This is a genomic window from Microtetraspora fusca (assembly GCF_001570365.1).
GTDB classification, from domain to species: Bacteria; Actinomycetota; Actinomycetes; order Streptosporangiales; family Streptosporangiaceae; genus Microtetraspora; species Microtetraspora fusca.
In genome coordinates, this window is the sequence record NZ_BBYK01000046.1 from 19516 (window position 1) to 33494 (window position 13979).

Genomic DNA, 13979 nt, shown 5'->3' on the forward strand with positions numbered 1-13979 from the left:
CGTCACCGCGAACTCGGAGGGAGCGCGCCCCATGTTCTTCGGCATCACTGACATCTGGACGTACGTCATCGGCGCGTTCCTGATCATCCTGCTGCCCGGACCCAACTCGCTCTACGTGCTCTCCACGGCGGCCCAGCGCGGGGTACGGCAGGGCTACCGGGCGGCCTCCGCGGTCTTCATCGGCGACACGGTCCTGATGGTACTGTCCGCCGCCGGCGTGGCGTCGCTGCTCAAGTCGAACCCCACGCTGTTCAACGTCGTCAAGTACGCGGGGGCGGGCTATCTGGCGTGGATCGGGTTCGGCATGCTGCGCGCCGCGTGGTCGGCGTGGCGCTCTCGCGACGCGGCCGGGACGGCCGTCGCCCAGTCCGTCGCCGCCGGAGGCGTGGCGACCGAGACGGCGTCCGCCGACAAGCCCGCCACCGACCCGTTCCGCAGGGCGTTGGTGATCAGCCTGCTGAACCCGAAGGCGATCCTGTTCTTCATCTCGTTCTTCATCCAGTTCGTGGACCCGTCGTACGGCGCGCCGGCCGTCTCGTTCCTCATCCTGGGGACGATCGTGCAGATCTTCAGCGCGCTCTACCTGTCGATGCTGATCTTCGGCGGCACGTTCCTGTCCGCCCAGTTCCGGCAGCGACGCAGGCTCTCCGCCGGGCTGACCTCCGGCGTCGGCGCGCTCTTCCTGGGCTTCGGGGCCAAGCTGGCGACCTCCAGCCTCGGCTGACCTGGCAGGGCGCGGGCCGACCGGAATAGCGAGCCGATTGTCGCCGTTCAATCGGACAGATAGCGGCAAATATCGACAAAAGACCCGCTTTTCTGGCTGCCGTCCCGCGGTCGACCACCTCGGGCCGACGGTGCCAGGCCGCCTGGGGCGACGCCCACCACGCTCGCCCGGGTGACCGCGAGGTCACGCGCGCCGCCACCCAGGGGAGAGTCATGGACCAGCCGCCCTTCACGCCGCCGCACCTGCCGTCTCTGCTGAGGCAGGCGGTGCCGATGCTGATCGAAGGGGTGTTCGCCCCCCTCGCCGTCTTCTACGCGGCTCTCACTCTGATCGGGTTCAACGGCGCTCTCTGCGCGGCCCTGGCCTGGGTCTACCTGGGCATGCTCTGGCGCGTCGTCCGGCGCACCCGCGTTCCCGGCACGATGACGCTGACCGCGGTCGCGCTCACGGCCCAGGCCGCGCTCGGTTTCTGGACCGGCAGCGCCGTCGTCTACCTGATCCAGCCCGAGGTCGGCACGATCTGTCTCGGCCTGGTCCTCCTCGCGTCCCTGCGGCTGCGCCGCCCGCTGATGGCCAAGCTCGCGCAGGACTTCGTCCACCTGCCGACGTTCGTGCTGAAGCATGAGCGGGTCCGGCAGTTCTTCGTCCGGGTCACGCTTCTGTGGGCGTTCGTGCTGATCGCGAACTCGGCGGGGAACATCTGGCTGCTCCTCAACGAGTCGATCGGCAGCTTCCTGCTGCTGCGCACAGTGGCCATGGTGGCCGTCACCGCGCTGGCGATCGGCGTGTCCGTCTGGGGCTTCCGGCGCGTGCTGCGCCGGCTGAGCCTCGACGCGGCCACCGCGTAGCCGCCACCGCATCACCGCTGCCGCATCGCCGTTCACGACGGCGTCAGCGGAAGAGCAGGATCCGGATCGCCAGCGGGATCGGCGTGCCCCCGCCCACCACTTCGAGGACCCGGTGCCGGGTCTCCGGCGTGTCGAGGAGCCCCGCGACCACGGCGGCGACGTCGTCCCTGGACACCGGATCGTGCCGGGCCAGCGGCACGTCCGCGAGGGTCACCAGGCCGGTCCCCTTGTCGTCGGTGAGCCGGCCGGGACGAAGGATCGTCCAGTTGAGGTTCGGCCGGGCGCGCAGGTCCTCCTCCGCCGACGTCTTCGCGTTGATGTAGGCCGCCCACACCTCGTCGCTCCCCGGCGCGGGCGGCGCGCCCGCCCCGATCGTCGAGATCTGGATGAAACGGCGGACCCCGGCCCGTTCGGCGGCGTCCGCGAGCAGGACCGAACCGCGGTGGTCCACCGTCTCCTTGCGCGCCGTGCCGCTGCCCGGCCCCGCGCCCGCGGCGAAGACCACCGCCCCGGCCCCGATCAGGATCTCGGCCAGCTACTCCGGCCGGGTCTGTTCGAGGTCGCACAGCACGGGCTCGGCCCCGGCCGTCCGGACGTCGTCCTGATGATCGGGGTTGCGTACCAGCCCCACCGGCTCGTCGCCGCGCGCGGCGAGCAGCCGTTCCAGCCGGAGTGCGATCTTGCCGTGGCCTCCCGCGATCACTACGCGCATCTGACTCACCCCCGCCGACGATCCTCGCACGGGCACCGCGGACGGGGGCGGTACGGCACGGCGGGCGCTCCCGCCCGCCGACCGGTCATTCTCGCGTCACTCCACGGGATGGCCGAAGCGGAAGACGCCCTGCGGGTCGTAGGCACGGCGGACCTCCGCCAGCCGCCGCACCGTCTCCGGCTGCCACGCGACCCTGAGCTGCTCGCGCAGCGCGTCGCCGGTCAGGCCCAGCAGGTTGACCTGGGCGGGTCGGGGACCGGCCACCGCCATCAAGGTGTCGCCCGCCTTGGCTCCCTCCGGGGAGGCGATGGTGTGAGTGGACAGGGCATAGGCCGCGTCGCGCCAGCCCACCGCGTTGCCCGCGTCGCGGGCCATCGCCCCGCCGAGATGGCGGATCTCCACGACCACCAGCGAGTCGTCGGCGGCGGCGAGTACCGCGTCCGTGTCCACGTCGTCGAGCAGGACTCCGCGGCCCCACGAAGGCATCGGCCCCTCGGGGTCGTTGTAGACAAGGTGCGTGTCCCGGTACGGCATGTCGCCGAGCGCGTCGACCAGCACCGGAGCCGCGGCGCGCATGGGAGCCACCACCCGGTCGCCGTCGGCGCCGGTGTGCACGACCCGGAGCGCGACCAGGGGCGGCGCGCCACCCGGCGGGCGGAGCAGCGCCACGGACGTCGTGGTCTCCTCGGTCAGGCCGCGCGTCCAATCCATGTACGCGCGGAAGACCTGGCGCGCCGCGTCGCCGGGGTAGATCAGGCTGCCGGCGAAGACGTGGGCGTGCGGCAGGAGGTCGAACGTCATCGACGTGATCACACCGAGGGTGACCTTGCCGCCCCTGAGCGCCCAGAACAGGTCGGGCTCCTGGTCGGCGCTCACCTGCCGGAGCCGCCCGTCGGCGGTCACGATCTCCAGGGCGCGTACGCGGTCCGCGGCGTAGCCGTACGTGCGGGACATGAGGCCGATGCCGCCGCCGACGGTGTATCCGACCACGCCGACTCCCGGGGACGATCCGGAGAGGGGGGCCAGGCCGTACTCGGAGGCCGGGCCGATCACGTCCGCCCAGTTCGCTCCCGCCTGGACCCGCGCGGTGCGCGCGGCGGCGTCGATCGTGACGTTGTTCATCCGTCGCGTCGTGATGAGGAGGCCGCCCTCGGCGGGCAGGCCGGGCGCGTGCCCCATGCCCATGATCGCGACGGGCAAACCCGCGTCGGTGGCGCGGCGTACGGCGGCGATCACGTCCTCGGCCGACTCCGCGGGCACCACCACGTCGGGGCGCTGCGCGATCGCGAGGTTGAACCCACTCGTCTCCTGTTCGTATCCGGCGTCTCCCGGCTGCAAAGTTCTCATGGGGACGAGCGTGGACGAGCGCGGTTGTGCCTGACTGAACAATTTGGACTAGCGAGACGCAAGTCAGTGCCCGTTCAATTACCGATATGTCACTCTCCTTCCGCTTGCTGGGCAATCTGGAGGTCTGGACAAGCGAGCGGCGGCTGGACATCACCGCCCGGATGCGCCGCGCCCTGCTGGCCCTGCTCCTCGTCGACGTGGGCCGGGCCGTGCCCGCCGACGCCCTGGTCGAGCGGCTCTGGGGAGACCGGCCGCCGTCCGCGCCGTTCGGAACGCTCCAGGCGTACGTCGCCCAGCTCCGGCAGACGCTGGAGCCCGAGCGCAGGCCGCGCGACCGCCCGGCGGTCCTGCTGACCCGGGGCACCGGCTACCTCCTCGACGTCGCCCCCGAGCGGATCGACGCGCTCGCCTTCGAGGACCTGGTGGCCCGGGGCGACCTGGAGGCGGCCTTCGCGCTGTGGCGGGGAGAGCCGCTCGCCGAGTTCGCCGACGCGGCGTGGGCCGGGCCGTACCGGACCAGGCTCATGGAGATCTACGAGGCCGCGGCGGAGGATCGGGTCGAGGCGTGGCTGACGGGCGGCCGGACCGAGAGCGCCGTGGCCGAGCTGGAGAGCATGATCGCGCGGCAGCCGCTGCGCGAGCGCCGCTGGGCGCAGCTCGTGCGGGCGCTGTACGCGGACGGGCGGCAGGCCGACGCCCTGGCCGCCTATCGCCGGTGCCAGACGCTGCTCGCGGACGAACTCGGCATCGATCCCGGGCCGGAACTGCGCCGCCTGGAGGCCGCGGTCCTCGCCCAGTGCCCGTCGCTGCCGGTCGGCGGCCGGTGGAAGAGCGCTCCGGCGGCGCCCGACACCGCCGAGAGCACGCCGGACGAGCCGGTCGGCCGGGAACGGGAGCTGGCCGTGGTGCGGGACCGGGTGGAGGGGTTGCGGATCGCCGGGGGCTGCCTGCTGCTGGCCGGCGAGCCGGGCGTCGGGAAGACCACGCTGGCGGAGTCGGCCCGCCGATTCGCCGCCGCGTCGGGCGTCCCGGCCACCTGGGTGTGCTGCGTGGACGCCACCAGCGCTCCCGCGTACTGGCCGTGGGCGCAGGTCCTCCGCGACCTCGGCGGCCCGGCGGCGAACGCGGCCCTCGGCGTGGTGACCGGCGAGCGCCCGCTTCCCCAGGGGGACCGGTTCCAGGTCTACGAGGCGGTCCTGGCCGCGCTCGCCGCCGTGCCCGAGCGCCGGCTGGTCGTGTTCGAGGACGCGCACGGCGCGGACGCGTCGTCGCTGGAACTGCTCCGGCTGATCGCGGGTGACCTCGCCCGGCTGCCCTTCCTGTTCGTGGTGACCTCCAGGGACGGCGCCGGCCTCGCCGCTCCGGCGGTCGAGCGCCTGACCGTGGGAGTGCTGCCCGAGGAGGCGTGCGCGCGCTATGTCGAGCGTGCGCTCCCGGGCGAGCCGGAACTGGCGAGCGAGCTGGCCAGGCGCAGCGGCGGCAACCCGTTCTTCCTCGGTGAGCTGGTGTCGCTGGTGCGCGGCGGCGGCACCGTGGGCGGCGTGCCCGAGGGAGTGCGCGACGTGATCGCGCAGCGGGTCTCCGCCCTGCCGGAGCGTACCCGCGAGGCACTCACACTCGCCGCCGTCGCGGGCGAGGCGCTCGACCCGGCGGTGCTCGCCCAGGCCGCCCGGATGACGGGCGAGGAGCTGCTCGTGGCGCTCGACCCCGCGCTGGGCGCGGGGCTCCTCGTGGAGGACGCCGATTCCTGGGGCTACCGCTTCCGCCACGGGCTGATCAGGGACGCCCTGTACGACTCGCTCGGCAGGGTGAGCCGCGGTGGGCTGCACGCCCGCGTCGCGGACGCGCTGGAGGCCACCGGCGCCGGCGTCACCGCGCTGGCGCTGCACTATCTCGCCGCGGGACCGCTCGGTGCCCCGGAGAAGTCAGTGCGGTACGCCAGGGCCGCCGCGGCGCTCGCCGTACGGCAGACGGCCTGGTCGGAGGCGGTCGCCCACCTGCGCGACGCGGCGGCCGTCCTGATCGGGAGCGCCGAGCTGCCGATGCGCTGCGACGTGCTCGTGGACCTGGGGCGGGCGCTGCGCGACGCGGGCGAGCACGCGAAGGCGCACGAGGCCATCGAGAAGGCCGTGGCGCTGGCCACCGCCCTCGACGACCCGACGCGGGTGATCGCGGCGGCGACGGCCTTCGGCGGGGTCACCACGTGGGGCAGCCGCGAGTACGGCGAGCACGAACCCGCCGTGGTGGGGTTCCTGGAGAGCCAACTGGGAGCGACGGCGGGGGACGACGCGGCCAGGGTGCGGATCCTCGCGACGCTCGGCCTGGAGCTGCGCTACAGCGACCGGGTCGCCGACTGCGCGGCCTACGCCGAGCAGGCGCTCGACCTGGCCAGGCGGCTCGACGATCCGGACCTGCTCGCGCTGGCGTTCAACGCCTTTCTGCACTCGTGCCACGGGCCGTCCCATTTCACCAGGACGCCCCCGGTGACGATCGAGGCGATCGACCTGGCCGCCCGGCGCGGCGCCCGCCGGGACGAGTTCGCGTTTCGGCTGCAACACGTCACCGAGGTGGCGAGAGCGGGGGACCTCACGGCGTTGGACGTGCAGCTGGCCCGCTGCCGAGATCTCGCCGCCGAGCTGCGCTCTCCCGAGCTGAGCGGGCAGCTCCGGCTGGCGGAGGCGACGGCCGCCCTCCTCTCCGGTCGCTGCGACGACGCCGAGAGGCTGAGGGACGAGGGCCTGCGGCTGATCGGACTGACCGGCGCGCCAGGCCTCACCTGGGCGCGGTTGGCCACGGACATCGGCCTGGCGCGGGCGCGGGGCACCCTCGCGGCGATGTCCGACCCGCTGCTCGGCATGGCGGAGAGCGTGCCGTGGAGCTTCTCGATCAGCCGGCCGGCGGCGGTGCTCGCCCTCGCCGAGTCGGGCCGGGAGGACGAGGCGCGCGGCCTGACCGCCCGCTGGTTCGCGCCACCCCCGGAGGACTGGACGTGGATGTTCCCCATGGGGCTGTGGTCGGCGGTGTCTGCCCTGATCGGCGTCCCCGATCCCGGCCTCCTCTACGCGAGGCTGCTCCCGCACGCGGGCGAGCTCGCCATCGCCGGAGTGGGCCTCGACTGCGGCGGTTCCGTGAACGGCCTGCTCGCCGGTCTCGCCGCCGCCATGGGCGACAAGGAGACGGCCCGCGACCACGCCAGGCGCGCCGTCGAGACCGAGGATCGCCTCGGCCTGGTCGCGTGGTCGCCACGCAGCCGGTCCTATCTGAGCTGAACCTGCCTCCGACGCACCGTGGGCGCGCTCCCACCACCCTGTGGAGGCGCGGCGACGCTGTGAGAGGGTCGTTCCCCGCAAGCGGAGGAGATCGCGGCCCGACGGCGGTCCCTCCCGGACCGAAAGGAGTCCGATGGGTACCGCACTCGTCACCGGAGCGTCCCGGGGCCTCGGCGCCGCCATCGCCGAGCGGCTCGCCGCCGACGGCTGCGACGTCGCCGTGAACTACGCCCACGACACCGCCGGGGCGACCCGCGTCGTCGAGCGGATCCGCGCCACCGGCGGCTCCGCCCGGCTCGCCCGCTTCGACGTGACCGACGAGGAGTCCGTACGGCGGGGTATCGCCGAGATCGGCCGGGTGGACGTCGTGGTGAACAACGCGACCGGCCCGCAGCCCCTGCTGCCGGTCGAGAAGCAGACCTGGGACGACCACCTGGATCAGCTCCGGTTCTTCGTGAAGGCGCCGCTGCTCATCCTGCAGGCCGTGCTGCCCGCGATGCGGGAGGCGGGCGCGGGCCGGATCGTCAATATCGGCAGCGAGGTCGCCGACCTCGGCAATCCGGAATTCGGGCACTACGTGTCGGCGAAGGCCGCGATGCACGGCCTCACCCGCTCCTGGGCGCGCGAACTCGGCCCGTACGGGATCTCGGTGAACACCGTGGAGCCGGGGTGGATCCCGGTGGAGCGGCACGCCGACCTGCCCGCGGCGGACTTCGACGCCTACCTGGACGGCGTGGCCGCGGGCCACATGGGGACGCCGGGGGACGTCGCCGAGGCCGTGGCCTTCCTCGCCTCCCCCCGCGCCCGTTTCGTCACCGGGCAGCGCCTCGCGGTCAACGGCGGCAAGACCATGACCTGACCCATCCCTGAGATCGGGACCGGCGAATCCCCGCCCGTTTCAGGGTGATCCCCGATGGCCGCGACCACCGGCGTGCAGCAGGCTCTGATTCGATCCCCCATACCCGCTCCGGCGGCGGCGTGGGGGCGAGCGGTACGCCGGTGAGGAGTTGTGGAACGGTGAGCGGAACGGGTGGGCGGATCGCGGTCGCGGGTCCGATCCTCGCTCTCAGCGTCATGATCTGGCTGCACGTCGCCTACCCCGGCGCCGTGGACCCGCTGGTCGCCCCGGTCGCCGGCTACGCCTGGGTGGAGGGGGCCGGTCCCCTGCTCGCGCTGGGTGTCCTCTCGCTGGTCGCGGGCATCGCCGGACTCGTCCGCGCGCTGGCCAGGGTCGAGCCGGCGCGGAGCGCGGCGGCGCGAGTGCTGCTCACGGGCGTCGCGGTGGCGCTGACGCTGACCGCCCTGTGGCCGAGCGACGCCTCCGAGATCCACCGCTGGTCCACCGCGCTCGTCTTCACCGGCCTGCCGTGCGCGGCCTGGATCCTGGCCAGGCAGACCAGGGCGCTGCCGGGCTGGCGGACGACCGGCCGGGTGCTCGACGCGGTCAGCCTGGCCTCCGTGCTCGCCCTGGCCGCGTACCTGCTGGGCCGTCCGGGCTCCCCCGTCGCCGAAACGGTCGGCGGCGCGGCGTTCTACGGCCTCGCCGAACGGACCCTGGTGATCTCCGAGGTCGTGCTCGTGCTGGCCATGGCGGCGGCCGCCACGCGTGGTCGTCCGGCCCGCGCCGTGCCGTCCACCCCCTCCGGGTCGCTCGCCAGGGGAAACATCCGCTAGTGTCCCGGCATGTCCGAGGCGTACTTCCCCCGTATCCAGACCGTCACGGGCGCCCTGCCCGTCTCCCTGATCGAGGGGCCCGTCCTTCCGGGTGAGCACCTGCGCACCGACACGCGCTGGGGAACGGGCGGCGAGTCCGACCCGTACCGCTGGCTGGACGAGGAGACGCACGTCACCTCCGAGCTGGCCGAGCTGGGCCGGGAGCGGGGTCTCGCCCTGGTCGTCGAGCACAGTTGCCTCGGCATGGGGCGTGACGTGACGGCGCTGGCGCGGATCGCCACGGCGGCCAGGGTCGCGGTCGTCGCCGCGACCGGGTTCGCCCCGGAGCCGTTCAGCGGCGACCTGATCCGCCGGTACGGCGTGGACGACCTCACCGCCGACCTGCTCAAGGAGATCGGGACCGGCCTCGACGGCACCGCCGCCCGGCCCGGCGTGATCGTGGCCGCGACGTGGGGCGAGCAGCCCACTGCGAGCGAGGCGCGCGCCCTCACCGCCGCCGCGCGGGCCTCGGCCCGCACCGACCTTCCGGTGGCCGCGGACGGCCTCGACGTCCTGGAGACCCTGCTCGCCGAGGGTGTGCCGCCCACCCGGCTGAGCGCCCGCGCGACCGACCCGCTCGTCCAGCGCAAGATCGCCGAGGCGGGCGCGTACGTCGAGGTGACCGAGGCCGAGCACGCGCTCGCGCTGGTCGAGGCGGGCCACGCGGCACGCGTCCTGCTGAGCAGCGGGGTGTCCCGGCAGGGGCACCTGCGGGACTACGGCGGGCCCGGGTACGGCCGGCTGTTCGACGAGGTCGTCCCCGCGATGCGCGCCGCCGGGACCGACGAGGGCACGCTGGAGCTGATCACCTGCCGCAACGCGCTGCGCTGGCTCACCGGTCTCGACCGCTGACGCGGTTCCGGCGCCCCCTCCGGAGGGAGCGCCGGACGACGCCGCGTGCCGTCAGGAGTCGAAGCCGAGCCCCATCGCGTCGAGCGTGCGCAGCCAGAGGTTGCGCCGCCCCTCGTGGGCGTCGGCCCGCGCGATCGACCAGCGGGTGAGCTGGATGACCCCCGACCGCGCCGGCTCGGGCGGGAACGGCATCGGCTTGGTCCGCACCATGCGCAGCCGGGTCCGCTCGGTGCTCTCGCCGCCGAGCAGGTCCAGCATGACGTTGGCCCCGAACCTGGTGGCTCCCACCCCCAGCCCCGTGTATCCCACCGCGTACGCGAGCCGCGAGCGGTAGGCGGTGCCGTAGAAGGCGGCGAACCGGCTGCAGGTGTCGATCACCCCGCCCCACCTGTGGGTGAAGCGGACGCCCTCGAGCTGCGGGAACGTGGCGAAGAAGTGCTGCGCCAGCTTCTCGAAGGTCTCGTCCCGCTGGTCGTATCCGTCCTTGATCAGGCCGCCGTTGTGATAGACGGCGTCGTAGCCGCCCCACAGGATCCGGTTGTCGTCGGTCAGCCGGTAGTAGTGGAACTGGTTGGCCGAATCGCCGATGCCCTGCCGGTTGCGCCAGCCGATCTCGGCGAGCTTGTGGTCCGGCAGCGGCTCCGTCATCAGGACGTAGTCGTACACCGGGACCAGGAAGTGCCGCAGGCGACGCAGCAGCGGCGGGAAGACGCCCGTGCCCAGGGCCACCCGGCGGGCCCGGACGGTCCCGTGCGGGGTGACGACGTCCAGCCGTTCCCCGGCGTCGGAGACGGACCTGGCCGGGGTGTGTTCGAAGATCCGCACGCCCATCCGGAGGCAGGCGTCCCGCAGGCCCCAGGCGAGCCGCGCCGGGTCCACCATCGCGACGGCGTCCCGCTGCCACAGGGCGCCGAGATAGGTGGGCGAGTTCACCTCCGCCCGCACCTGGTCGCGGTCCAGATAGACGGGCTCGGAACCGAGGTCGCGGGCGGCGCTCTCGGCCTCGCGCAGCCCCTCGAGCTGCCACTCCTCGGTGGCGACGTTCATCTCCCCGGTCCGCTCGAACGAGCAGCGGATGTCGTACCGCTCGACGGTCGCCTCGATCTCGTCGAGGTTCTCCTGCCCGAGGCGCTCCAGGGTGGGAAGCTCGTCGGGCCAGCGGGCCTGGCCGTTGAGCAGGCCGTGGGTGAGGCTGGCGGCGCAGAAGCCCCCGTTGCGTCCGGAGGCGGCCCAGCCGATGCTCTTGCCCTCCAGCAGGACCACGTCCCGCGAGGGGTCTCTCTCCTTGGCCATCAGCGCGGTCCACAGACCGGAGAATCCACCTCCGATGACGGCCAGGTCGGCGGTGGTGTCGTTCGTGAGCCGCGGTGACGGCTCCGGTGCCCCTGGCTGGTCCAGCCAGTACGGCGTGCGCTCCGCGTCAGCAAGCGCCTTCAGCGGATCCACAGATTTCACTTCCCTACGTGTCACGTATTGATTGGTTGCGTGACCCCGAACCGGCCGGTCACGCGCGGGATCCCCCTCGCTCCGATCTCACCTCTCCCTGAGTGCCTGTGACGTGGAAGTGGTTGAGCCCCCTCACCGGGGCGAGGGGGCTCAACCGGGGTCTAGCGGCGGCGACGCGCCATGAGCGCGTTGCCGAGGGCGATCAGCAACCCGGCCGCGAAGATCAACGTACCCATCACGTTGACCTGCGGCGGGATGCCCACCCGCGTGGATCCCCAGATCCACAGCGGGAACGTGACCGTGCCGCCCGAGTTGAAGTTGGTGATGACGAAGTCGTCGATGGACAGCGCGAACGCCAGCATCGACCCGGCCATCACACCCGGGAAGATCATGGGCAGCGTCACCAGCCGGAACGTCGTCCAGGTGCCCGCGCCGAGGTCCCGGGCCGCCTCCTCAAGGGAGGCGTCCAGCGTCATCACCCGCGCCCGCACCGTGATGGCCACGAACGAGATCGAGAACATCACGTGCGAGATCACGATCGTCCAGAAGCCGAGCGGGACGGCGAGGGTGACGAACAGCGACAGCAGGGACGCGCCCATCACGATCTCGGCGCAGGAGATGGCCGCGAACATGACGATGTTCATCGTCCCGGATCCGCGGAAGCGGTACCGGCCGAGCGCGAGACCGATGAGCGAGCCGAGCACGCCCGCGATCAGCATCGTCAGCACGGCGATGAGCAGCGAGTTCACCAGCGCCGTCGTCAGGTCGCCGATCTCGAAGAGCTTGCCGTACCACTTCAGGGTGAAGCCCTGGAACGTGGTGTTGTAGCGGCCCTTCGTGTCGTTGAACCCGAAGAGGATCATCACCGCGATGGGGACGATCAGCCAGGCGATGACGAGCCAGGTGTAGAGCTGCAGCCAGCGGCCGCGAAAGAGCCTCATCGCGCCGCCACCTCCAGCACGTCCTCGGTGCCGAGCGCCTTGGCGTAGGCGAAGATGCCGATCAGCAGCAGCGCCATCAGGGTGAACGACAGCGCCGAGGCCGTCGGGTAGTCCTGCGTGACGAGGTACTGGTTCTGGATGACGTTGCCGATCATCGTGGTGTTCGTGCCGCCGAGCACCGAAGCGTTGACGTAGTCCGACGTGGCCGGCACGAACGTCATCAGCACCCCGGCGAACACGCCGGGCAGCGACAGCGGGAACACCACCCGGATGAACGTCTGGAACTTGTTGGCGTACAGGTCGTTGGCCGCTTCCAGCACCCGCGGGTCGATCCGCTCCAGCGCCACGTACATCGGCAGCACCATGAACGGCAGGAAGTTGTACGCCAGGCCGCCGATCACCGCGTACGGCGTGGCCAGGACGCGGAAGTCGTGCGGCAGCAGCCCCAGGTCCTTCAGCGGGCCGAGCAGCATGCCGTTGTCCGACAGCAGGAACTGCCAGGAGATCGTCCGCAGCACGAACGACACGAGGAACGGCAGCAGCAGGAGGAAGAGGTAGACGGACTTGTGCCGACCGCCCTTGAACGCGATCCAGTACGCCACGGGGAAACCGATGACGATCTGGATCAGGGTCGCCGCCAGGCCGTAGGCCAGCGAGCGGATGATCTGGTCGTGGTAGTTCGTCAGCCCGTCGACGTACGACTGCCAGTTCCAGGTGAAGACGAACCCGTCGGCCACGTTGCCGGACTGCAGCGACAGCGACAGCATGACCACGGTGGGGACCACGAAGAAGATCGCGAGCCAGACACCGCCGGGGAAGATCAGCGCGTACGGCGTCAGCGCCGCCCTCACCCTACTCATGAGGTCGTGATGGGCTGGAAGATGCCTTCGAACTTCTTCTGCTCGGTGGCGTCCGCGAGCGTCCGGTAGGTGCGCAGCTTCGCGTACACCTCCGGGCTCGGGAACACCAGCGGGCTGTCGGCGATCATCTCGAGCGTCTTCTTGTCCTGGCCGGTCGCCTTCGCCGCGTCGGCGCGGATGATCTCCTGTGCCGCCGGGACCGGCGGGACGTAGTTGATGTACTCCGCCATGCTGGCCGCGATGGTCGGCTCGTAGAAGAAGTCGATGAGCGTGATCGCGTCCACGGGGTTGGCGGCCGTCTTCGGGATCATGAAGTTGTCGGTCCAGATCGTGGCGCCCTCGTCGGGGATCACGAACTTGAGGTCCGTGCCGTCGGAGAGGTTCTTCTGGAAGACGTCGCCCGACCACGCCTGGCAGAGCCAGATGTCACCCTTGGCCAGCGGGTCGATGTACGACTGGTCGTAGTACTTCCGGACGATCCCGGAGTCGCGCTGCTGCCGGAGCTTCTCCGCGGCCTTCTCCCAGTCGGCCGGGGTGGACTTCTCCGGGTCGATGCCCAGCATGAACATGCCGAAGTTGGCGATCTCCTGCGAGTCGGACATCATGCCGACCTTGCCCTTGTACTTCGGATCCCACAGCGCGGCGTAGCTGGTCGGCGGGGTGTCGATGTACTTGGGGTTGTAGGCGATGCCGGTCATGCCCGAGGCGTACGGCACGGTGAACACGTTGCCCGGGTCGAACGACTCGTTCTTGTACCGCTCGCCGACGTTCTTGGTGAAGTTCGGCAGCTTCTCGTGGTCGAGGGGCACCAGGTAGCCCAGCTTGATGAGCTGGGTGAGCTGGATGCTGTTGGTGACGACCATCAGGTCGTAATCGATGGACTGCCCGGCGGCGAGCTGCGGCTGGATCTTGGCGAACCAGCTCGTGGTCTCCTGGATGACCTCCTTGTAGGTCACCGTGATGCCGGTCTGCTCGGTGAACTTCTTCAGCTCGGGGTGGTCGGGGTCCATGTAGAGGGGCCAGTTGGCGAAGTCGACGTGACCGTTCTTCACCTTGCCGGCCCAGTACTTCTCCACCTCGGACTGCGCCTGGGCGGAGGTGGTCGGGCGGGCTACGCCCTTCCCCTTCACCCCGCAGGCGGCGAGAGCGAGACCGGCGGCGGAGAAACCGGCCACCCGGAAGGCGTCGCGACGTCCGAGGCGGCGCTGGGTCAGACCCCGGAGGAACGACGGGTCCGGTGTAGAGGGGTTGCTCATGGGGTTCGTGC

Annotated in this window: 11 protein-coding genes and 1 pseudogene; 6 read left to right on the forward strand and 6 right to left on the reverse strand. The window is 71.7% G+C overall.

Annotated features, from left to right (window positions below; all coding sequences use genetic code 11):
* Window positions 1–31 precede the first annotated feature (31 nt).
* Window positions 32–724: a leucine efflux protein LeuE gene (leuE, locus tag AWQ68_RS15455; protein ID WP_066940953.1), complete on the forward strand. Its 693-nt coding sequence runs from the start codon at window positions 32–34 to the stop codon at window positions 722–724.
* A 212-nt stretch (window positions 725–936) separates the two neighbouring features.
* Entirely contained in the window at window positions 937–1572 is a 636-nt protein-coding gene (locus AWQ68_RS15460; RefSeq protein WP_066940955.1) for a VC0807 family protein, read from the forward strand.
* 43 nt (window positions 1573–1615) lie between these two features.
* Here the strand turns inward: AWQ68_RS15460 and AWQ68_RS15465 are convergent.
* Window positions 1616–2284 (reverse strand): annotated as a pseudogene (locus AWQ68_RS15465) (SDR family oxidoreductase).
* A 96-nt stretch (window positions 2285–2380) separates the two neighbouring features.
* Complete coding sequence (locus AWQ68_RS15470) at window positions 2381–3631, reverse strand: FAD-binding oxidoreductase (RefSeq protein WP_066940956.1); 1251 nt, start codon at window positions 3629–3631, stop codon at window positions 2381–2383.
* Between the two features lie 86 nt (window positions 3632–3717).
* On the opposite strand from AWQ68_RS15470, the gene AWQ68_RS15475 reads away from it, so the two are divergent.
* The 4 genes from AWQ68_RS15475 to AWQ68_RS15490 all read left to right on the forward strand — a co-directional run bounded on the left by AWQ68_RS15475 (window position 3718) and on the right by AWQ68_RS15490 (window position 9465).
* Window positions 3718–6900: an ATP-binding protein gene (locus AWQ68_RS15475; protein ID WP_066940957.1), complete on the forward strand. Its 3183-nt coding sequence runs from the start codon at window positions 3718–3720 to the stop codon at window positions 6898–6900.
* Between the two features lie 133 nt (window positions 6901–7033).
* Window positions 7034–7759, forward strand: coding sequence for an SDR family oxidoreductase (locus tag AWQ68_RS15480; RefSeq protein ID WP_066940958.1), 726 nt, complete (start codon window positions 7034–7036; stop codon window positions 7757–7759).
* A gap of 158 nt (window positions 7760–7917) precedes the next feature.
* Window positions 7918–8574 carry a DUF998 domain-containing protein gene (locus AWQ68_RS15485; RefSeq protein ID WP_066940959.1) on the forward strand — a complete coding sequence of 219 codons (657 nt, stop codon included), beginning with the start codon at window positions 7918–7920 and terminating at the stop codon, window positions 8572–8574.
* A gap of 9 nt (window positions 8575–8583) precedes the next feature.
* Window positions 8584–9465, forward strand: coding sequence for a phosphotriesterase family protein (locus AWQ68_RS15490; RefSeq protein ID WP_066940960.1), 882 nt, complete (start codon window positions 8584–8586; stop codon window positions 9463–9465).
* A 51-nt stretch (window positions 9466–9516) separates the two neighbouring features.
* Here the strand turns inward: AWQ68_RS15490 and AWQ68_RS15495 are convergent, their stop codons facing one another.
* The 4 genes from AWQ68_RS15495 to AWQ68_RS15510 all read right to left on the reverse strand — a co-directional run bounded on the left by AWQ68_RS15495 (window position 9517) and on the right by AWQ68_RS15510 (window position 13968).
* Window positions 9517–10911: an NAD(P)/FAD-dependent oxidoreductase gene (locus AWQ68_RS15495; protein ID WP_084464033.1), complete on the reverse strand. Its 1395-nt coding sequence runs from the start codon at window positions 10909–10911 to the stop codon at window positions 9517–9519.
* A gap of 161 nt (window positions 10912–11072) precedes the next feature.
* Window positions 11073–11852: an ABC transporter permease gene (locus AWQ68_RS15500; protein ID WP_066940962.1), complete on the reverse strand. Its 780-nt coding sequence runs from the start codon at window positions 11850–11852 to the stop codon at window positions 11073–11075.
* Window positions 11849–12712, reverse strand: a complete 864-nt coding sequence (locus AWQ68_RS15505) for an ABC transporter permease (protein ID WP_066940963.1) — start codon at window positions 12710–12712, stop codon at window positions 11849–11851. Before AWQ68_RS15505 ends, AWQ68_RS15500 begins: the two co-directional genes overlap by 4 nt.
* Complete coding sequence (locus AWQ68_RS15510) at window positions 12709–13968, reverse strand: polyamine ABC transporter substrate-binding protein (RefSeq protein WP_066940964.1); 1260 nt, start codon at window positions 13966–13968, stop codon at window positions 12709–12711. Before AWQ68_RS15510 ends, AWQ68_RS15505 begins: the two co-directional genes overlap by 4 nt.
* Window positions 13969–13979 lie beyond the last annotated feature (11 nt).

Coding starts and splice junctions, on each gene's coding strand:
- AWQ68_RS15470 (WP_066940956.1), bottom strand. CDS start 3,631: ATGAGAACTTTGCAGCCGGGAGACGCCGGATACGAACAGGAGACGAGT.
- AWQ68_RS15500 (WP_066940962.1), bottom strand. CDS start 11,852: ATGAGGCTCTTTCGCGGCCGCTGGCTGCAGCTCTACACCTGGCTCGTC.
- AWQ68_RS15505 (WP_066940963.1), bottom strand. CDS start 12,712: ATGAGTAGGGTGAGGGCGGCGCTGACGCCGTACGCGCTGATCTTCCCC.
- AWQ68_RS15490 (WP_066940960.1), top strand. CDS start 8,584: ATGTCCGAGGCGTACTTCCCCCGTATCCAGACCGTCACGGGCGCCCTG.
- leuE (WP_066940953.1), top strand. CDS start 32: ATGTTCTTCGGCATCACTGACATCTGGACGTACGTCATCGGCGCGTTC.
- AWQ68_RS15510 (WP_066940964.1), bottom strand. CDS start 13,968: ATGAGCAACCCCTCTACACCGGACCCGTCGTTCCTCCGGGGTCTGACC.
- AWQ68_RS15480 (WP_066940958.1), top strand. CDS start 7,034: ATGGGTACCGCACTCGTCACCGGAGCGTCCCGGGGCCTCGGCGCCGCC.
- AWQ68_RS15475 (WP_066940957.1), top strand. CDS start 3,718: ATGTCACTCTCCTTCCGCTTGCTGGGCAATCTGGAGGTCTGGACAAGC.
- AWQ68_RS15460 (WP_066940955.1), top strand. CDS start 937: ATGGACCAGCCGCCCTTCACGCCGCCGCACCTGCCGTCTCTGCTGAGG.